At 73.6% G+C, this 19,190-nt stretch carries 17 protein-coding genes and 1 pseudogene; 11 read left to right on the top strand and 7 right to left on the bottom strand.

Annotation, left to right across the window (positions count from 1 at the left end; translation table 11 throughout):
- Positions 1-40 precede the first annotated feature (40 nt).
- Both GXW83_RS20415 and GXW83_RS20410 read left to right on the top strand, forming a co-directional pair.
- On the top strand, positions 41-1,264 hold the full coding sequence (locus tag GXW83_RS20415) for a phosphodiester glycosidase family protein (protein WP_182444458.1): 1,224 nt from the start codon (positions 41-43) through the stop codon (positions 1,262-1,264).
- The gene (locus GXW83_RS20410; protein ID WP_182444457.1) at positions 1,261-2,235 is read left to right on the top strand and encodes a decaprenyl-phosphate phosphoribosyltransferase; all 975 of its coding nucleotides are present in this window, start codon (positions 1,261-1,263) and stop codon (positions 2,233-2,235) included. Before GXW83_RS20415 ends, GXW83_RS20410 begins: the two co-directional genes overlap by 4 nt.
- Here the strand turns inward: GXW83_RS20410 and GXW83_RS20405 are convergent.
- Positions 2,210-2,791 carry a phosphatase PAP2 family protein gene (locus tag GXW83_RS20405; RefSeq protein WP_182444456.1) on the bottom strand — a complete coding sequence of 194 codons (582 nt, stop codon included), beginning with the start codon at positions 2,789-2,791 and terminating at the stop codon, positions 2,210-2,212. The two genes, GXW83_RS20410 and GXW83_RS20405, sit on opposite strands and share 26 nt — an antisense overlap.
- Before the next feature lie 92 nt (positions 2,792-2,883).
- On the opposite strand from GXW83_RS20405, the pseudogene GXW83_RS20400 reads away from it, so the two are divergent.
- Together GXW83_RS20400 and GXW83_RS20395 are read left to right on the top strand one after the other, a co-directional pair.
- A pseudogene (locus GXW83_RS20400) lies at positions 2,884-4,304 on the top strand (FAD-binding protein).
- On the top strand, positions 4,298-5,056 hold the full coding sequence (locus GXW83_RS20395) for a decaprenylphospho-beta-D-erythro-pentofuranosid-2-ulose 2-reductase (protein ID WP_182444455.1): 759 nt from the start codon (positions 4,298-4,300) through the stop codon (positions 5,054-5,056). The pseudogene GXW83_RS20400 and the gene GXW83_RS20395 overlap by 7 nt, the downstream one beginning before the upstream one ends.
- On the opposite strand, the gene GXW83_RS20390 is transcribed toward GXW83_RS20395, so the two are convergent.
- The gene (locus tag GXW83_RS20390; RefSeq protein WP_182444454.1) at positions 5,045-6,022 is read right to left on the bottom strand and encodes a hypothetical protein; all 978 of its coding nucleotides are present in this window, start codon (positions 6,020-6,022) and stop codon (positions 5,045-5,047) included. The two genes, GXW83_RS20395 and GXW83_RS20390, sit on opposite strands and share 12 nt — an antisense overlap.
- Positions 6,023-6,387: 365 nt before the next feature.
- On the opposite strand from GXW83_RS20390, the gene GXW83_RS20385 reads away from it, so the two are divergent.
- Both GXW83_RS20385 and GXW83_RS20380 read left to right on the top strand, forming a co-directional pair.
- A complete protein-coding gene (locus tag GXW83_RS20385) occupies positions 6,388-6,924 on the top strand; it encodes an ATP-binding protein (protein WP_182444453.1) in 537 nt (178 codons plus the stop codon).
- A gap of 86 nt (positions 6,925-7,010) precedes the next feature.
- Positions 7,011-7,928 (top strand): UTP--glucose-1-phosphate uridylyltransferase, encoded by a 918-nt coding sequence (locus tag GXW83_RS20380; protein WP_182444452.1) that lies wholly within the window; start codon positions 7,011-7,013, stop codon positions 7,926-7,928.
- 21 nt (positions 7,929-7,949) lie between these two features.
- Here the strand turns inward: GXW83_RS20380 and GXW83_RS20375 are convergent, their stop codons facing one another.
- The 3 genes from GXW83_RS20375 to GXW83_RS20365 are packed head-to-tail and all read right to left on the bottom strand — an operon-like array spanning position 7,950 to position 9,472.
- On the bottom strand, positions 7,950-8,537 hold the full coding sequence (locus GXW83_RS20375; protein ID WP_182444451.1) for a TetR/AcrR family transcriptional regulator: 588 nt from the start codon (positions 8,535-8,537) through the stop codon (positions 7,950-7,952).
- A gap of 55 nt (positions 8,538-8,592) precedes the next feature.
- Positions 8,593-9,111 (bottom strand): hypothetical protein, encoded by a 519-nt coding sequence (locus tag GXW83_RS20370; protein ID WP_182444450.1) that lies wholly within the window; start codon positions 9,109-9,111, stop codon positions 8,593-8,595.
- Positions 9,104-9,472, bottom strand: a complete 369-nt coding sequence (locus GXW83_RS20365; RefSeq protein WP_182444449.1) for a hypothetical protein — start codon at positions 9,470-9,472, stop codon at positions 9,104-9,106. The genes GXW83_RS20370 and GXW83_RS20365 overlap by 8 nt, the downstream gene beginning before the upstream one ends.
- 238 nt (positions 9,473-9,710) lie before the next feature.
- Between GXW83_RS20365 and GXW83_RS20360 the strand changes: the two genes are divergently transcribed.
- Both GXW83_RS20360 and GXW83_RS20355 read left to right on the top strand, forming a co-directional pair.
- Positions 9,711-11,528: an APC family permease gene (locus GXW83_RS20360; RefSeq protein WP_182444448.1), complete on the top strand. Its 1,818-nt coding sequence runs from the start codon at positions 9,711-9,713 to the stop codon at positions 11,526-11,528.
- A 23-nt stretch (positions 11,529-11,551) separates the two neighbouring features.
- On the top strand, positions 11,552-12,772 hold the full coding sequence (locus GXW83_RS20355; protein WP_182444447.1) for a M48 family metallopeptidase: 1,221 nt from the start codon (positions 11,552-11,554) through the stop codon (positions 12,770-12,772).
- 21 nt (positions 12,773-12,793) lie between these two features.
- Here the strand turns inward: GXW83_RS20355 and GXW83_RS20350 are convergent, their stop codons facing one another.
- Complete coding sequence (locus tag GXW83_RS20350; protein WP_182444446.1) at positions 12,794-14,005, bottom strand: glycosyltransferase; 1,212 nt, start codon at positions 14,003-14,005, stop codon at positions 12,794-12,796.
- Positions 14,006-14,241: 236 nt separating this feature from the next.
- Positions 14,242-14,454: a hypothetical protein gene (locus tag GXW83_RS20345; RefSeq protein WP_182444445.1), complete on the bottom strand. Its 213-nt coding sequence runs from the start codon at positions 14,452-14,454 to the stop codon at positions 14,242-14,244.
- A 443-nt stretch (positions 14,455-14,897) separates the two neighbouring features.
- Between GXW83_RS20345 and GXW83_RS20340 the strand changes: the two genes are divergently transcribed.
- The 3 genes from GXW83_RS20340 to GXW83_RS20330 all read left to right on the top strand — a co-directional run bounded on the left by GXW83_RS20340 (position 14,898) and on the right by GXW83_RS20330 (position 19,130).
- Positions 14,898-17,636 carry a discoidin domain-containing protein gene (locus GXW83_RS20340; protein WP_182444444.1) on the top strand — a complete coding sequence of 913 codons (2,739 nt, stop codon included), beginning with the start codon at positions 14,898-14,900 and terminating at the stop codon, positions 17,634-17,636.
- Between the two features lie 465 nt (positions 17,637-18,101).
- Entirely contained in the window at positions 18,102-18,587 is a 486-nt protein-coding gene (locus GXW83_RS20335; protein WP_225447130.1) for a transglycosylase SLT domain-containing protein, read from the top strand.
- A 75-nt stretch (positions 18,588-18,662) separates the two neighbouring features.
- Positions 18,663-19,130 (top strand): STAS domain-containing protein, encoded by a 468-nt coding sequence (locus GXW83_RS20330; RefSeq protein WP_182447452.1) that lies wholly within the window; start codon positions 18,663-18,665, stop codon positions 19,128-19,130.
- Positions 19,131-19,190 lie beyond the last annotated feature (60 nt).

Genomic DNA, 19,190 nt, shown 5'->3' with positions numbered 1-19,190 from the left:
CACGCCCGTTTCTGGGTTCGGCCGCAGGAAGCAGGTCCGCGTGCACACGCCACCGACGCCCGGAAGCGCAACCGAAGACTCGGATGTCACCACTCTGGAACCCCCCGCCCCGACCCCCGCCCCGAAGCGCCCGGGCTGGATCCGGCGGCTGCTCGCCCGGCGCAGCACCAGGGCGGTGCTGGCGGTCGCGGCCCTCTTCGCTGGCTGGCTGAGCTGGTCGCTGGGCAGCGCCCTGGCCGCGCCCGGGGACGACAGCGTCGCCGCCCGGGTCGCCGAATGGGGCCGGGACCACGAACTCGGCCCGGTGGTCACCGCGCTGGAGAGCGTCCAGTACAAGGCCCACCCACCGGCCGTGGGCGGCCGGCCGGACATGGCGCTGGTGCCGACCGGCGAGGCGGCCCAGGGGGCGTCCGGGGCCAAGCCGGCGCTGCCCGCGGTGGTGCCGCCCCGGCTGGCCTCCCCGGCCGGGGAGCCGCTGGCCGGAGAGGGCACCTGGAAGGTCCTCGGCAGCGTCCGCGGCACCCCGGCGCTGTACGGCGCGTACGTCCGCCCCGACGCCGACCACACCTCGTACGTCGCCGGTGTGGTCTCCATGGACCAGCGGATCCTGCGCTTCGCCCTGCACCCGGGCGAGGTGGACCCGGGGGCGGGCAACTGGGGCGTGCCGCCGTACATCCCGGCCGACCAGCGGGCCGGTCTGATGGCCACCTTCAACGGCGGCTTCAAGGTGGACGAGGCCCGAGGCGGCTTCTACCTCAACGGCGTCACCCGGGGCACCCTCACCGACGACGACGCCTCGCTGGTCTTCTACCGCGACGGCCATGCCGAGGTCGGCGCCTGGAACCGCGACGTGAAGATGGGCCCGCAGGTCGTCGGCGTACGCCAGAACCTGAACCTGATCGTGGACAACGGCCAGGTGCCGGACGGCGTGGACAGCAACGTCGAGAGCGGCTGGGGCCTGACCATCGCCGGCGACTACTTCGTCTGGCGCTCCGGCGCCGGGATCACCCGCGACGGGCGCCTGGTCTACGCCTACGGCCCGGCCCTGTCCGTCCGCACCCTGGCCGACCTGCTGCAGCGGGCCGGGTGCGTGCAGGCCATGCAACTGGACATCAACCCCGCCTGGATGTCGTACATGTACTACAAGCCGACCTCCGACCCGGCCAAGCCCACGCCGGTGAAGCTGCTCCCCACCCAGGAGCGCCCGGCCGACCGCTACTTCGAGTCGACCAGCCGTGACTTCACGGCCGTGTACGCCCGATGAGCCCCCAGCCGCCGGCCCAGCAGCCGGCCCCCGCGGCGGGCGCCGTCGCGGTCCTGCTGCCCGCCCGCCGACCGGGCTGGGTGCGCTGGCCGGTGGCGGCGGTGCGCACCGCCCGCCCCCGGCAGTGGCCCAAGAACTTCCTGGTCTTCGCCGCCCCGATGACCGGATCGGCGCTGGCGCGCGGCAGCGCAGCGCTGAGCGGGGCGATGGTCGCGCTGATGGTCTTCACCCTGGCCTCCTGCGCGGTGTACTTCGTCAACGACGCGGTGGACGCCGAACGCGACCGGCAGCACCCGCGCAAGTGTCTGCGCCCGGTGGCCTGCGGGGACCTGAGCGAGAACCACGCGCTGGCGCTGGCGGCCGGATGCGTGGTCGGCGCGGCCGGACTGGTGGCCGCCACCGGCCTGCTGGCCTCGGACTACGGCCTGGCCCTGGCCGTGGCCGCCTACCTGGCCAGCTCCTTCCTGTACTCGTTCGGGCTCAAGCACCTGCCGTTCGTCGAACTGGCCCTGGTCGCCTCCGGCTTCGTGCTCCGGGCGCTCGGCGGGGCGGCGGCCTCGCACGTGCCGCCGTCCGGCTGGTTCGTGCTGGTGTGCAGCCTGGGCGCGCTGCTGGTGGTCATAGCCAAGCGCTTCACCGAGATCACCTCGCTGGGCGCCCCGGCCGCCCGGCACCGCCCCTCCCTGCGCCGCTACACCCCGCGCGGCCTGCGGACCGCTCAGCGGGTGGTGGCGGTGGCGATGGTCTGCGCGTACCTGGCGTGGGCGCTGACCGAGCCCGACCCGTGGACCGGACGCTGGCACCTGGCCACCGCCGTGCCGCTGATCGCCGCACTGGTCCGGTTCGACCGGCTGACCGCCTCCGCCACCACCGGGCACATCGAGGACCTGATCCTGCGCGACCTGCCCATGGTCTGCCTGGAGATGGTCTGGCTGGTGGTGTTCGTCACCGGCCTGGCCACCCATCCGTGACCGCCGCCCGGCCCTCCCGCAGCGCCCAGGAGCGCCCCAGGGCCGCGCCCGACACGCCCAGCAGCGCCCCGGCCAGGACGTCCGAGGGGTAGTGCACCCCCACGCACAGCCGGGAGGCGCAGATCGCCGACGCCAGCAGCGCGGTCGGGCCGACCGGCAGCAGCGGGTGGAAGGCCAGCGCCGCCGCGGCCGAGGAGGCGGCGTGCGAGCTGGGGAAGCTGTGGCGCCCGGCCGTGCGCACCAGCGGCTCCAGGCCGGGCAGGCAGGGGCGCGGGCGGCGCACCACGCGCTTGACGCCCATGCTGGCCAGGTGCGCCCCGGCCACCAGGGCGGTGGCCCGCAGCCAGGCCCCGCGCCGGGGGGCGTCCACGGCGGCTCCGGTCGCCCCGGCCAGCAGCCACACCGCGCCGTGCTCGCCCGCGAACGACAGCGCCCGCCCGCAGGCCGCCAGCCCGGGCCGGCGGCCGGCCCCGCTCCGGGCGGCGCGCACCAGCAGCAGATCCAGGCCGGGGCGCGGGTCCAGGCCCGGGCGCGGGTGCTGCTCGGGTGGGGTCATGCCGCTCCTCCGGGACGATACGCCGACGCCGATGAACCCTGATGGCCCTGATATGACGATTTGTCAGGGTTGCCAACGGTACATTGTCCTATATGCGAGAAGACGCCGACGGGCCGGACCGCGTGGTCACTCTGTCCGGATGGGGGCGCACCGCACCCACCGCCGCCCGGATGCTCAGCCCCGCCACCGCCGCCGACACCGTCCGGGCCGTGCGCGCGCCGGACGCCCGCGGCCTGGTCGCCCGCGGCCTCGGCCGCTCCTACGGGGACGCCGCGCAGAACGCCGGCGGAACCGTGCTGGACATGACCGGCCTCACCGCGATCCGCAGCATCGACGTCCGCGGGGGCGTCGTCGACTGCGAGGCCGGGGTCAGCCTCGACACGCTGATGCGGGTGCTGCTGCCGTTCGGCTGGTTCGTCCCGGTGACCCCCGGCACCCGCCAGGTCACCGTCGGCGGCGCCCTCGGGGCCGACGTCCACGGCAAGAACCACCACGTCAGCGGGGGCTTCAGCCGCCATGTGCGCTCACTGGAGCTGCTCACCGCCGACGGCCGGGTGCGCCGGATCACCCCCGAGCACGACCCGGAGCTGTTCTGGGCCACCGCCGGGGCATGGGCCTGACCGGGGTGATCCTCTCCGCGCAGATCCGGCTGCTGCCGGTGCAGACCTCGCTGATGAGCGTGGACACCGAACGCGCCCGCGACCTGGACGACCTGATGGACCGGCTGGAGTCCACCGACCACCGCTACCGCTACTCCGTCGCCTGGATCGACCTGCTCGCCCGCGGAGCCGCCACCGGGCGCGCCGTGCTCACCCGCGGCGACCACGCCCCGCTGGACCGGCTCGGCCCGAGGCAGCTGCGCGACCCGCTCGGCTTCCGCCCCTCCGGCCTGCCGGTCAGCGCCCGCGGGCTGCCCGGCGGGCTGCTCACCCCGGCCACCGTCGGCGCGTTCAACCAGCTCTGGTTCCACAAGGCGCCCCGCGAGCGGCGCGGCCAGCTGCAGCGGATCTCCACCTTCTTCCACCCCCTGGACGGCGTCGCCGACTGGAACCGGATCTACGGCCCGGCCGGTTTCGTCCAGTACCAGTTCGTCGTCCCCTACGGCGCGGAGGACGCGCTGCGGCGGATCGTGGAGACCATCAGCCGCCACCGCTGCCCCACCTTCCTGGCCGTGCTCAAGCGCTTCGGCGCGGCCGACCCCGGCTGGCTCTCCTTCCCCGCCCCGGGCTGGACCCTGGCCCTGGACATCCCCGCCGCACTGCCCGGCCTCGGCGCCCTGCTGGACACCCTCGACGAGGAGGTCATGGCCGCCGACGGACGGGTCTACCTGGCCAAGGACTCCCGGCTGCGGCCGGAGTCCCTGGCCCGGATGTACCCCAGGCTCGGCGACTTCCGCGAGCTGCGCGCCCGGATCGACCCCCGCTCCCGCTTCGTCTCCGACCTCGCCCGCCGCCTCGGCCTGCACGGCCGCGACGACCGCGACCCCACCAGGAAGGACCCGCGACCGTGCTGAACGCCCTGGGCCAGCCCCAGTCCCTGCTGCTGCTCGGAGGCTCCTCCGAGATCGGCCTCGCCACCGCCCGCCGCCTGGTGCGCGAGCGCACCCGCCGGGTCCACCTGGCCGGACGCCCCTCGGCGGCGCTCACCGCCGCGGCCGACGAACTCACCGCGCTCGGCGCCGACGTCCAGGTGCACGCCTTCGACGCCGCCGACACCGACACCCACGAGGAGGTGATCGGCAAGGTCTTCGCCGAGGGCGACATCGACCTGGTGCTGCTCGCCTTCGGCGTCCTCGGCGACCAACTGCACGACGAGCGCGAGCCGATGGCCGCGGTGGCGGTCGCCCGGGTCAACTACCTCGGCGGGGTCTCCAGTGCGCTGGCGAGCGCGCAGGCGCTGCGCCGCCAGGGGCACGGCGCGCTGGTGGTGCTCTCCTCGGTGGCCGGGGAGCGGGCCCGGCGCGACAACTTCATCTACGGCTCCACCAAGGCCGGACTGGATGCCCTCGCCCAGGGCCTCGGCGACTCCCTGCGCGGCAGCGGGGCCCGGGTGATGGTGGTCCGCCCGGGCTTCGTCCGGGGCCGGATGACCCAGGGGATGCCCGAGGCGCCGCTGGCCACCACCCCGCAAGCGGTGGCCGACGCCATCCTCACCGGCCTGCGCCGGGGCAGCGGCACGGTGTGGGTGCCCGGCGCGCTGCGCTTCGTCATGTCCGGCCTGCGCCACCTGCCCCGGCCGGTGTTCCGCCGGCTGTCAGCCCGGTAGCAGCGACACCCGGGGGCGCGGACGCCGGGCGGCGGCCTCCCGCTCGAAGGCGGCCAGGCCGTCCGCGCCCAGCAGCGACCGGTAGGGCGCGGGCGGCTCCAGGCAGCAGGCGATGCCAGGGCGGTCGTCCCGGTCGCCGCCGGGGTGGGCGAGCGCGGCCAGCCGCCGGGCGAGGTCGGCCGGGTCCGGCCGCAGCCGCTCGCACAGGTCCAGGTGGACGTCGGCCAGTTCGGCGCCCAGCTCCTCGACCTCCTCGCCGTAGCTGCGCCAGTCCTGGCCCAGCAGCACGGCCAGCCGGTCCCAGCAGGCGACCGTGTGCTCGGCCGCGTCCAGCAGCGCCGGGGTGGCCGGACGCAGCGCCTGGACCCGCAGTTCGGCCACGGCCGCCCGGGCGGCGGTGGCCACCTGGTGCAGGTCGTAGCCGTCCTCGGCGGACGGTACCGCCAGGGCCCGGTCGGCCAGGGCCCGCAGCGGCCGCAGCTCCTCGGTGGTGGGTACCCCCAACTGGCCGGTGGCCAGCGCCAGATCGGTGGCCAGCAGCCGGTCGTGGACGGCGTGGCGGGCCACCAGCTCGGCCAGCCGCTCGGCGCCGAGCGTCCCGGCCAGGGCCAGGTGGCGCTGCTCGACCGGATCCCGCGGCGGGGCGTTGAACACCGGCCGGGGCGCCGGAGCCCAACTGGTCCCGGCGGACAGGGCGGCCAGCGCGGCGGCCACCGCGTGCGCGCACAGCGACGGCGGGGCGGCCGTGCCGCAGTCGCACTCCCCGGTCAGCGCACGGTCGTTGACGCCGACCCACACCTGCCAGGCCGGGCCGCCGCCGGCCGGGTCGGCGACGTCGGCGTTGACCCCGCCGTAGCCGGACTCCAGGTGGCCGACCGCGTCGGCGGCCAACAACCGCTCGCCGTCGGTGAATGCTGCGGCCGACGCTGCGGCCCGTACGGTCTCGTTGGTGACGCTCAATGCCATGCACCCATCCAACCCTGTCCGGGGCGCACTGCCTATGCCGGTGGCATTCCGGCTGCACAGCCGCTGTTCCGCCGCCGGGCCCCATTACCCGTCGCGGCGCCCGCGCGCTGGCCACCGGCACCGAGGGACAACCGATCTGATGAAAGATCAGGTGGCATATTGCCGACGGCGGTCGGCAGGGGCACCCTGAAGGGGTGATAGCGAAGCGTAGTCGACGGTCACGCTTTGTGGCAGCCGGGCCCGCCCCGCGCCGCCGCCCGGACGCATCCGCACGCCCGGCCCCAGGCGTCCCCGCTGACTCCGCACCACGTCATCGCACCTGTCAACTGGGCGCGGCGGCCCGCTCATTCGATTGGGAGCAGCATATGCAGCACGACCGGACCCGCGTCAGGCTCGCCGTAGCGCCGTGCGACCCCGCCCGCACGGCCCCGGGCGCGGCCCGCGCGGGGGCGCCGAAGGTGGCCGAGGCGGCTCCGGGCTTCTACCTGCTGGTCCGGCCGACCGGCTTCGCCGTGCACATGAGCGCCTCCGCCGATCACCTCCGCTTCGTCCGCCAACTGGCCGACGCCACGCTGACAGCCGCCGGGGTCGACACCGAACTGGCCCAGGACGTGCAGCTGGTGGCGTCCGAGCTGATCGGCAACTCGGTCCGGGCCTGCGGCGACCTGGTCCCGCTGGTGGTCGAGGTGGACGCCGACCCCCGCGGCGTCTCGGTCAAGGTGCACGACCCCGACCGCCGCGCGCTGCCCCGGCGCTCGGACATGCCCTCCGACTGCGGGGCCGAATCCGGGCGCGGGCTGCCGCTGGTGGACCTGCTGGCACCGGGATGGAGGGTGTCCCGGACGCCGATCGGCAAGCAGATCTGCTGCCACCTGCCCTACCGGCGACGGGTCCGGCGCTGAGCGCAGCCGCGCGCGCCCCCGGGTTGGTAGCGTCGGCGGATGCCGTGCCGACCGGCACCGGCCGACCCGACCCGAGGGAGCACCCCATGGCCTCCACCATCCGCCGAGCGGTCATCCCGGCCGCCGGCCTGGGCTCGCGGCTGCTGCCGCTGACCAAGGCGACGCCCAAGGAGATGCTGCCGGTCGGTGACAAGCCGGTGATCGAGCACACCGTCCGGGAGCTGGTCGACAGCGGCATCACCGACATCACCATCGTGGTCTCGGCCGGGAAGGGCCTGATCCAGGAGCACTTCCGCCCCGATCCCGGCCTGGTCGCCCAGCTGCGCAACGCGGGCAAGGACGGCTACGCGGACGCGGTGGAGGAGATCGCCGAGCTGGCCCGGCGCGGCCACATCACCTATCTGGACCAGCACGGGCCGTACGGCAACGGCACGCCGGTGCTCAACGCCGCCCGCGCCTTCGGCGACGAGCCGGTGCTGGTGCTCTGGCCCGACGACGTCTTCGTCTCCGAGGTGCCGCGCGCCCAGCAGCTCATCGCCGCGTACAACGCCACCAGCTCCCCGGTGCTGGCGCTGATGGCGATGGACCCGGCCGACTCCCACCGCTACGGCGTCCCGGTGGTCAAGGAGGACCTCGACGACGGCCTGCTGCGGATCACCGGCCTGGTGGAGAAGCCCGCCGAGCAGGACGCCCCCAGCCACTACGCGGCCATCGGCGGCTACGTGATCACCCCCGGCATCGTGGACGAGCTGCGCGAGCAGACCCGGCGCTGGCACGAACACCCGCAGGGCGAGATCTACCTCACCGACGCCATCAACGCCTACGCCGCGACCCGCGCCGTGTACGGCCAGGTCATCGACGGCACCTGGTACGACACCGGCAACCCGCTCGCCTACCTCACCGCCCAGTTCGCCGCCGCCCTGGCCCACCCCGACTACGGGCCCTCGCTGCGCAGGCTCGCCCACGACCTGGGCGCGGAGCCGCCGACCCGGTCGGGCGGCTGAACCCCCGGGCGGACCCCGCGGTCAGGGCGCGGCGGGGGAGGCTTCGGGGCGCAGCGCGGACAGGGTGAGCGCCAGCAGCCGGTGCACGGCGGCCTCGGAGCGCGCGGCCCCGGCGGCGGCCAGGGCGTGCAGGCAGTAGGCCGCCAGCTCGTCCGCGCCGATGTCCGCGCGGACCGCTCCGGCGTCCGCCGCCTGCGCCAGCAGCTCCCGGAGCAGCTCCAGGACCGGCTGCTGCGGATCGGGGCTCGGGCTTCCGTGGTCCGGGAGCACTCCTGCGCCCCGCTGCTCGTGGGCGGCGAGGGCGTAGGCCAGCAGCACCGCCTGCAGCCGTCCGCCGGGCCCGGTCCGCCCGGCGGCCCGGTCACGGGCCCCGGTCAGCCGGGCCAGCAGCCGCTCGGCCTCCCGCTGCCTCCGGGCCGCCAGCACCGCCTCGACGTCGGGGAAGTACTTGTACAGCGTGGCGCGGCCGATCCCGGCCCGCACGGCGATCTGCGACATGGTCAGCGAGGCCGGGCCGTGCTCGGCGGTCAGCGCCGCCGCCGCGTCCAGCACCGCCTCCCGGACCGTGCGGCGGTGGGCCTCGATGGTCTCGTTCCACAGCTTCGGCACCCTGCCCAATGTACAGAGTGCCGAACCTGGGACGGTGTGTCTCGAAAAGCGCCGGTCAGCCGCGCGCGGGCACTCCGGCGGGCTCCGAGGCCGGCTCGCTCCCGGCCTGCTGCTGCGGGGCGGCCCGGCGCAGCCACAGGATGCCGGTGACCGGCAGGATCAGCGGGATGAACACGTAGCCCATGCCGTAGTACGACCACACCGTCTGGTCGTGGAACGCCGAGGGCAGCACGATCGTCAGCGTCCCGACCACCAGCACGCCCGCCAGCTCCACGCCGCAGCACCACAGCGCCAGCCGCCGCGCCGACTCGCCGCCGCGCACCAGCGTCACCAGGATGAACGCGTACACCACCGCCGCGAACGCGGACAGCACGTACGACAGCGGCGCCCGGTGGAATTGCGCGATCAGCTGGTACAGCGAGCGCGACCCGGCCGCCACGGTGAACAGCCCGTACAGGCTCACCAGCAGCCGCCCAGGGCCCTCGCCGATCCTCCGCTGCGCCTTCTTCTCCTGCGCCTTCTTCTCCTGCGCGGATTCCTGTGTGGACTCCTGCGTGGGCTTCGTCTCAGCCATGCCCGCCTCCCCAGATCTCGACCAGTCGCAGCTCAAGTGCGGCCAGGACCAACCCGCCCGCCGTGGCGATCGCCGAGCCCCAGCGGGTTCGCTCCACCAGGGACATCAGCCCGGCGGCGGGCACGGTCAGCACCGCGCCGACGGCGTAGGCGAGGAAGATCACCGTCCCGCCCTGGGCCTTGTGGCCGTTGGCGAGCTCGACGATGCCGACCACCAGCTGGGCCAGGGCGAGCAGGGTCACCACGGCCATGCCGATCAGGTGCCAGTCCTTGGTGGGCTGGTCGCGTGCGGTGGCCAGTCCGCACCACGCCGCGAGCAGCAGGGCCGCGACCGAGACGACGGCCGTGAGCGCGCTGATCACCTCGCCCACCGCGCGGCGGGAGAAAGCGGACGGAAATCACTGAGCATGCCGCGACTCTATATCCGGCGGCGTCGGTGGGACACCGTGCCTCGACACCGACAGAGTGTCTCGAAAAGACTTCCGCCCCTGTTCCGGCCGTCGCACCAACGAGCGGCGCGGCGGTTCGATCCCGGGAGTTGGGAAGGAGATGCTGCAGGATCGCGGCAGGGGCTGGCCCCGTCGAACGAGGAGGGCGTCCATGGGCCTGGGAACGGCACCGAAGAAGGTCGCGCCGAGGGTGCCGCGGCGCCACGGCGAGGGCGACAAGGAACACCTGACCAGCCTCGGCGGGCTGGCCGCGCTCTCACTGGACGCGCTGAGTTCGGTGGCGTACGGGCCCGAGGCGATAGTGCTGGTCCTGGTCGCCGCCGGGACCTCGGCGCTGCGGCTGACGCTGCCGATCACCCTGGTCATCGCCGGACTGCTGGCCGTGCTGGTGGTCTCCTACTGCCAGGTCATCGCGGTCCACCCGGACGGCGGCGGCGCCTACGCCGTCGGCAAGAAGGACCTGGGCGCGACCGTCAGCCTGCTGGCCGCCGCCAGCCTGGTGATCGACTACGTGCTGACCGTCGCCGTCAGCCTGGCCGCCGGCGCGGCCAGCCTGGCGTCGGCCTTCCCCTCGCTGGCCCCGCACCTGCTGGCGATCTGCCTGATCGGGCTGGTGCTGATCACCGCCGTCAACCTGTGGGGGATCGCCGAGAGCGCCCGGGCGCTGATGCTGCCGATGGCGCTGTTCCTGGTCGCCGTCTTCGGCGTGATCGGGATCGGGCTGACCCGCTCCCACCCCGTCGCCATCGTCGGCACCGCGCAGCCGGTGCACGTCACCGAGGCGCTGGGGGTGCTGCTGATCCTGAAGGCGTTCGCGGCCGGATGCTCGGCGCTGACCGGGATCGAGGCCATCGCCAACGGCGTCCCCACCTTCCGCGAGCCCCGGGCCAGGCGGGCGCAGCGCACCGAGCTGATGCTCGGCGGGCTGCTGGCGCTGATGCTGATCGGGCTGGCGTGGCTGATCCGCCGCGAGCACGTGGCCCCGCGCGGCGGGGTGACCGTGCTGGCGCAGCTCACCGCCGGCTCCTTCGGCACCGGCTGGGCCTACTACGCGTCCAACATCGCGGTCACCCTGGTGCTCGGTCTGGCGGCCAACACCAGCTTCGGCGGGCTGCCGGTGCTGATGAGCCTGCTGTCCAAGGACAACCGGCTGCCGCACCTGTTCGGCCTGCGCAGCGACCGGCCGGTGCACCGGTACGGGGTGGTCGCCCTGGCGCTGATGGCGGCGGTGCTGCTGGTCGCCGTGGACGCGGTCACCGACCGGCTGATCCCGATGTACGCCATCGGGGTGTTCATCGGCTTCACCATCAGCCAGACCGGACTGGTCCGGCACTGGCACTCCGAACGGCCGGCCCGCTGGCGGCTGCGGATCGCCCTCAACGGCACCGGCGCGGTGCTCACCGCCGTCGCCGCCCTGGTCTTCGTGGTCAGCAAGTTCGCCCAGGGGGCCTGGGTGGTGGTGCTGACCGTGCCCGCGCTGATGCTGCTGTTCTCCCGGATCGAGAGCTACTACCGGGCGGTCGGGCAGGAGTTGGCGCTGGGCCGGCTGCCGCAGCACCCGGTGCCGATGCAGAGCCTGGTGGTCGTCCCGGTCAGCGGCATCAGCAAGCTCACCGAGCTGGCGCTGAGCGCGGCGCTGTCGCTGGGCGGCGAGGTGGTGGCCGTCAGCGTCCACCCCGATCCGGCGCGGTGCGCCGACTTCGAGGCCGAGTGGGCCCGTTGGGATCCGGGTGTGGAACTGGTGACGCTGGAGAGTCCGCACCGCTCGCTGGTCCACCCGATCGTCGGCTACGTCCAGCGCGCCCAGCAGGGCGCCCGCCAGGTCGCGGTGCTCATCCCCGAGGTGCAGCCGCGCCACTGGCGCTACCAGATCCTGCAGAACCAGCGCGGGCTGCTGCTGGCGACCGTGCTGCGGGCCACCACCGACGCCGTGGTCTGCGTCATCCCGTACCGGCTCACCAGCCGCTGAGCCCGGGGCGCGACACTGGAGCCATGGAAACCGCTGCCACCCCGGACGGCCAGGACACTCCCCGCCCCGGCGTCGCCGCCGCCGGGGCGCAGGCGCCGCCCGGGGCCGACTTCACCCCCGCCCAGCTCGAGCGCTCCCGGGCGCGCAAGCGGGACACCGCGGCCCTGCGCTACGGCTCGCTGCTGACCGGGGCGGCCGTCCCCTGCGTCCTGGGCTTCACCCCGCTCGGGGCGGGGCTCAGTCGCGCCGCGGGCGCGCTGGCCGGCGGTGGCTGGACCGCCACCGCCGCGCTCGGGGCGGTGGCGGTCCAGCTGGTGCTGACGCTGGCGGCGCTGCCGTTCTCGCTGCGCGGCGAGGTCGTCAACCGCCGCTGGGGGCTGTCCACCCGCAGCTGGGGGCTGTACGCCGCCGATGCCGCCAAGGGGCTGCTGCTGGGCGCGGTGCTGCTGGCGGCGGTGTCGGTGGGCCTGTTCGCGCTGGTCCGGGCGCTGCCGCAGAGCTGGTGGCTGGTGGCCGCGCCGGTGGCCGCCGCCCTGGTGGTGCTGATGTCCTTCCTGCTGCCGGTGGTGTTCGAGCCGCTGTTCAACCGCTTCGAGCCGATGCCGGAGGGGGAGCTGCGCAGCCGGCTGCTGGAGCTGGCCGGGCGCTCGGGGGTGCGGGTGCGCGACATCCTGGTGGCCGACGCCTCGCGCCGCACCACCGCCGCCAACGCCTACGTGTCCGGGATCGGCCGCACCCGCCGGGTGGTGGTCTGGGACACCACGGTGCGGCAGGCCGCGCCCGAGGAGGTGGCCGCCATCGCCGCCCACGAACTGGGCCACGCCGCCCGGCGGGACGTGGCCACCGGGACGGCCGCGGGCGCGGTCGGCGGCGCGCTGGCGGTGCTGCTGATCGCGGCCGCCCTGCACTGGGGGCCGCTGCTGCGGGCCGCCGGGGTCACCGGTGCGGCCGATCCGCGCGCGCTGGCCCTGGTGCTGGCGCTGGGCACGGTCCTGGGCACGATCGCCGGGCCCTTCGGCAACGCGTTCAGCCGCCGGATCGAGGCCAGGGCCGACGGCTACGCCCTGGAACTGACCCGCGCCCCCGGCGCGATGGTGGCAATGCAGCGGCGGCTGGCGGTGCTGAACATCGCCGACCTCAGCCCGCACCCGCTGACGGTGCTGCTGTTCGCCACCCACCCGCCGACGGCCGCCCGGATCGCCCACGCCCGCGCCTGGGCCCGCGAGCACGGAACAGCCGCGTGAGAAAGAGGGACTGACGATTCGTCAGTTGCCGCGCTGGGCCGGGACGGCGACCGACAGCAGCACGTCGGTCAGCTGCTCGGCCGCGTCCGGCCGCCCCAACGCCCGGGCGCACTCGGCCATCCGCTGCCGCAGCGGCGGCGAGGCCAGGATCGGCGCGACCGCGGTGCGCAGCCGCTCCGCGTTGACGGCCTCCTTGACCAGCGCGGTCGCCGCACCGGCGGCCTCCAGGTGCAGGGCGTTGTGCTCCTGCTCGTTCCCGGCCGAGGAGGCCAGCGGGATGAGCACGGACGGCTTTCCCAGCGCGGTCAGTTCGGCGATCGTCCCGGCGCCGCTGCGGGAGACGACCACATCGGCCAGGGCCAGGACGTCGGGCAGCTCCGGACCGACGAAGGCGGTGACGTGGTAGCGGCCGCGCTGGTCCACCGGCAGCCGGGCGGCGTAGTCGGCCGCCTCGTCGATGGAGCCGGAGCCGCACTGGTGGATCACGTTGGCGTTGAACAGCAGCCACGGGAGGATCTCCCGGATCATGCCGTTGATCTGCACCGACCCCTGGGCTCCGCCGGTGATGTAGACCGTGGGCAGCAGCGGGCTGAAGCCGCGCAGGCCGAGCGCGGCCACGGCCCGCTCGCGCCGCCCGGAGAACACCTCGGGCCGCACCGGGTTGCCGGTGACCACGGCGTGGGAGCGGGTCGCGTCCGGCAGCAGCGGCAGCGTGGACTCCGAGGAGACCGCGATCCTGGTGGCCGCGCGGGCCAGTGCCCGATTGGCCAGGCCGAGCCGTACCGTCTGCTCGTGGATGACCAGCGGGCGGCGGCAGAGCTTGGCCGCGAGCCCGATCGGCACCGCCACGTAGCCGCCGGTGGACAGCACCGCGTCGGGCCGGTAGTCGGAGACGATGCGGCGGGCCTGGGCGGCGCCCAGCGGCACCCGACCCATGTCCCGGACGTTCTCCCGGGTGAGCATGCCCAGCGGGTTGCTGGAGCGGCGGATCTTGCCGGTCTGCACGGTCCGGAAGGCGATGCCCTCGCGCTCGGCCACCCGCGCCTCCAGGCCGGCGGCCGTGCCCACCCACAGCACGTCCAGCCCCACGCCGAGCGCCGCGAGCCGGGCCTGGGTGGTGCGCACCGCGGTCAGGGCCGGATAGGTGTGCCCGCCGGTGCCCCCGCCGGTGACGATGAGCCGGAGCGGACGGCCGAGGGAGGCGAGGCGGTGGTCGAGGTCAGCGCTGGTCACGAGGTGAGGGTTCCGTTCGCGGACTGCGGGCACGCCCCAGACCCTGGGGCATCCGGACTTCGGGGACGATATCAGGCAAACGCCCCGCAGCCGGAAACCTCCAGCCCGGGCGGGATGCCGCCCGGGGCCGGAAGCGGCGTTGCCGGTCCGCCGCCGTACGGGGGAGGAGCGGCACCGCTGAGGAGCAGTCAGGAGAGGCTCGCCCGAGGCCCGGTGGGCGAGCCGCCCGGGGACGCTCAGAAGAAGTCGCGCTCGATGATCTCCTCGCGCACGGTCTCCCCGCCCAGCCCGAACAGGCCGCCGCGCTCCACGATCTCCTCGCGCTCGATGATCTCCTCACGGCCGAACGCGCCCCGGCGGACGACCTCTTCGCGCTCGATGATCTCCTCGCGCCCGAAGAAGCCGTCCCGCTCGATGATCTCCTCGCGCTCGTAGAACTGGTCCCGCACCGTGTCTCCCAAGGTCGTTCGTCGCTGTGCTGCCCGGTCGGATGCGAACAGGCAGGACCGGAACGGGCGTCCGCGCACCGGCGGCCGCAACAGCGGCTGTGGGGTGCGTTCTGACGTTCCGGCAGGCAGGGACGATAGCGCACCCGGGTAAGGAAGATCCTTGAGGTTCTGCGGGCCGCCGCCGGGGGCGCGTCCGGTGAACATCATTTGCTTCATCCCATTGACGGGCGGACATCACAATTGTTAAATCACACCGTGAAATAAGCCTTGATGTAAGGCTCGGCCATCCCCGCCCTTCCGCCGGAGGCGAGCGCCACCGCGCTCCGGAACCGGGGCCCCTCGCAACCCGGCCTGCACCTGGCGCAGCGCACCAGCACGTCGCACCGCGTACGCCCCCGCCCGAGGACGTCGGGCACCGAACACCAGGAAGGGTCTGTCAGGTCATGATCAGACAGCTAAGACGCTCCGTCCGCAGCAGCGGGTTCGCAGCCGTCAGGGATCGGTCCAGCAAGCGCACCCTGGTCTCCGCCGTGGTCACGGTGGTCTCCATGCTCGGCCTGCTGATCGCACCGGCGGTCACCTCGCCCGCGGCGGCCGCCTCCGGCGAGACGGCGTTGAGCGAGACGGGCTGGGTTGCCAGTTCCAGCACCACCTCCGCGGGCGATCCGCCGTCCAACGCCATTGACGGCAATCTGGCGACGCGGTTCAGCTCGGACGCCTACCAGGCCGCCGGGCAGTGGTTCCAGGTCGACCTCGGGTCGAGCCAGAGCTTCAACCAGATCGAGATGAACACGCCCAACTCGGCCGGGGACTACGCGGTCGGCTACAACGTGGAGGTGTCGACCAAAGGCACCGCCTTCACCACCGTGGCCACCGGCACCAGCAGCACCACGCCGGAGGTCGCCACCTTCGCCGCGCAGACCGCCCGCTACATCCGGGTGGTGCTGACCGCCGCCTCCACCACCAGCTGGTGGTCGATCGACGAGTTCACCGCCTACAGCGGATCCGCCACCCCCGAGACGGCGTTGAGCGAGACCGGCTGGACAGCCAGCTCCAACACCAGCTCCGCCGGTGATCCGCCGTCCAACGCCATTGACGGCAATCTGGCGACGCGGTTCAGCTCGGACGCCTACCAGGCCGCAGGGCAGTGGTTCCAGGTGAACCTCGGGTCGAGCCAGAGCTTCAACCAGATCGAGATGAACACGCCCAACTCGGCCGGGGACTACGCGGTCGGCTACAACGTGGAGGTGTCGACCAACGGCACCGCCTTCACCACCGTGGCCACCGAGACCGGCAGCTCCTCGCCGGAGATCGCCACCTTCGCGGCCCAGACGGCGCAGTACATCCGGGTGGTGCTGACCGCCGCGTCCACCACCAGCTGGTGGTCGATCGACGAGTTCACCGCCTACACCAACGGCTCCGGTGGCACGGGCGGCGGCACACCGCCCCCGCCGACCGGCGGCAGCCTCGGTTCGAACGTCTACGTGTTCAACACCGGCATGTCACAGGCGTCCATCCAGAACACCCTCAACACCATCGCCAACGCGCAGATCGGCAACCAGTTCGGCACCCAGCGCTACGCCATCCTGTTCGACCCCGGGACGTACGGCTCCGCCGCCGACCCGCTGATCTTCCAGGTCGGCTACTACACCAGCGTGGCCGGTCTGGGCCAGAACCCGAGCGCCGTGGTCATCAACGGCACCATCGACTCGTACAACCAGTGCGACGGCTCCACCTGCAACGCGACCGACAACTTCTGGCGCTCGGTGTCCAACCTCACCATCAACGTGACCGGCATGACCGGCTGCGAGTCCGGTGACGACTTCTGGGCCAGCTCCCAGGCGTCCCCGCTGCGCCGGGTGCACGTCAACGGCAACCTGAGCCTGATGGACTACTGCAACGGCGGCCCCGACTACGCCAGCGGCGGTTTCATCGCCGACTCGGAGTTCACCGGCGGCACCGTCACCAATGGCTCCCAGCAGCAGTACATCACCCGCAACAGCTCCCTGGACGGCTGGTCCAACGCGGTCTGGAACCAGGTCTTCTGCGGTGACCCGGGCGCCCCGGCGCAGAGCTTCGCCGGCAACTCCGGCGACAGCGGCGGCCCCAACTCCTACACCACGCTGGCGAGCTGCCCGACCACGGAGGAGGAGCCCTACCTGTACGTGGACTCCTCCGGCAACTACAACGTGTTCGTGCCCTCGGTGCAGACCAACTCCAACGGCCCCACCTGGGTCAACGGCAACACCCCGGGGACCTCGCTGTCGCTCAGCTCCTTCTTCGTGGTCCAGCCGACGGCCACCGTGGCGCAGATCAACGCGGCGCTCGCGGCCGGGGACAACCTGCTGTTCACCCCGGGCGTCTACAACGTCCCGCAGACCATCAACGTCACCAAGGCCGACACCAAGATCATCGGTCTGGGCTTCCCCACGCTCATCCCGCAGAACGGCAACACCACGGTCAACGTGGCGGACGTCAGCGGGGTCAACCTCTCCGGCCTGATCTTCGACGCCGGACCGACCAGTTCCCCCTCGCTGCTGCAGGTCGGCGTCCAGGGCGCGACCGACAGCCACGCCGGTGACCCGGTCAGCGTCGACGACGTCTACTTCCGGGTCGGCGGCGCCGAGGCCGGGACGGCGGCGACCAGCTTCATCGACAACAGCAGCAACTCCATCATCGACGACGTGTGGGCCTGGCGGGCCGACCACGGCGCCGGCGGCGGCTCCTGGACCTCCGACCAGGGCGCGACCGGGGTGGTCGTCAACGGCAACAACGTGACCGCCTACGGCCTGGCCGTGGAGCACTACCAGCAGGACGAGACGATCTGGAACGGGCAGGGCGGAACCGTCCTCTTCTACCAGAACGAGAACCCCTACGAGGTGCCCAACCAGGCCGCATGGATGTCCAGTTCGACCCAGGACGGCTACCCGGCGTTCTACGTCCCGAACAGCGTCACCTCGTTCCAGGGCTACGGGATGGGCAGCTACTCCTACTTCGACCAGGGCGTGCCCATCGTCAACTCCATGGCCTTCCAAGCCCCGGACACCTCCGGCGTGCAGTTCCACGACCTGCTGACGGTCTTCCTGAACGGCTCCGGCGGGATCAACTCGGTCATCAACGGCACGGGTGCGGCGGTGAGTTCGACCTTCGGCGGACCCAGCGACGTGGTCTCCTACCCCTGATCCGGCGGCGCCGGCCCCCACGGCGCCGGCGCCGAGCAGACACGGCGCCCCTGCCGACCCACCGCCCGGTGGGCCGGCGGGGGCGCCGCCTGCGCTTCCGCCGGAGCCGTGCCCGTGCCCGTGCCCGTGCCCGTGCCCGTGCCCGTGCCCGTGCCTGGGCGCGGGCGGGCGGCGCGGCAGCGCGCGGGCACGGCGGTCGTACGGTAGGAATACCGGTGGACCCGACCGGACGGGACCTGCGGAGGGAGCGGGGATGGCAGAGCACCAGCGGCCCTGGCGGTGGGCTGCCGTCATCGTGGCGGTCGTGGTGATCGTCTGGGTCGCGCAGCACGGCAGCCACAGCGGCGGCAGCCCGGGCACGGCCGCCGCACTGCCGTCGGACTCGGCCGGCGCCCGGCCCTCGGCGGGCGGCTCCGGGCACCCCCCGGGGGCAGCCCGAGCCCCAGCTCCTCGCCCGACCAGAACGTGCCCTCGGACTTCGCCGCGCCGGTGGTGGACTACGCCCGGCAGGCCGGGATCGATCCGCAGCTGCTGATGGCGATCCTCTACAACGAGTCCTACAAGCCGCACGACCCGTCGTTCCAGCGGGCCTGGCTCAAGCTCAAGCCGGGGGCGGCGCTCGGCATCGCCAACATGCACGAGGCCGCCTTCGACCAGGTCAAGGCCGGGCGGTCGTTCGCCGACCGGAGCTGGCTGGAGCTGCCGGACGACCCGGACCTGGCCATCGAGGCGGCCGCCTGGTACCTGCATGACCTGGCCGCCGAACTCCCCGCGCACCGCACCGGCGGGTACACCGAGGACGAGCTGCTGGCCATGGGCTACAACGCCGGGCCGTCCAACATGCTGGCCTTCGCCCGCGGCGTGACGCCCGGCTCGCAGGCCCAGTCCTACCTGGACACCCTGCACCAGAACTGGGCCACCGCGGGCGGCGTGGTCCGACCGTACGAGTGACACCATTATGATTGCCCGTCATATACCTTTCTCCGCACGGTAGTTTGGTGGGGACTGGCGGCGATCGGGGCTGTGATGGACGTAAGCGTCAGCTACCTTCCGGCCTGCGGGCGGACGGCGGTGGTCGAGGTCGCGGGGGCGGTCGACGTCCGGTGCTCGCCCCGGCTCCGCGAGGTGCTGACCGCGCTCGCCGAATCCGGCCGCAGCCGCCTGGTGGTGGACCTCGGGCGGGCCGACTCGCTCGACGCCACCGGCCTCGGCGTCCTCGTCGGCGCCCTCAAGCGGGTCCGGGCGCAGCAGGGCGGGCTGGTCGTCGTCACCCAGCAGCCCCGGATCCTGGACCAGTTCGCGCAGAGCGGGCTCAGCCGCCTGCTGGCCGTCCGCCCCTCGGTCCGGCAGGCGCTGGCGCTGCTGGAGGACGGCGGGGCCCGGCACGGGGACGGTCCGGCATCGGGTAGTGTGGGCGGCCCCAGCAATGGACGTGCCGAACGAGGAGGTGGGACCGATCAACGCAGGTACAGACCGGGTGCTCCCCTCCCGTAGCAGTGCGGGCCGTCTGGCATAGGCGGACCGGGAGAGCGCCCGCGGATCACGCGGTATCCC

It is taken from the genome of Streptacidiphilus sp. PB12-B1b (assembly GCF_014084125.1).
GTDB lineage: Bacteria > Actinomycetota > Actinomycetes > Streptomycetales > Streptomycetaceae > Streptacidiphilus.
Note: the sequence above shows the minus strand (reverse complement) of the source record. Positions and strands in the feature narration are given on the sequence as shown.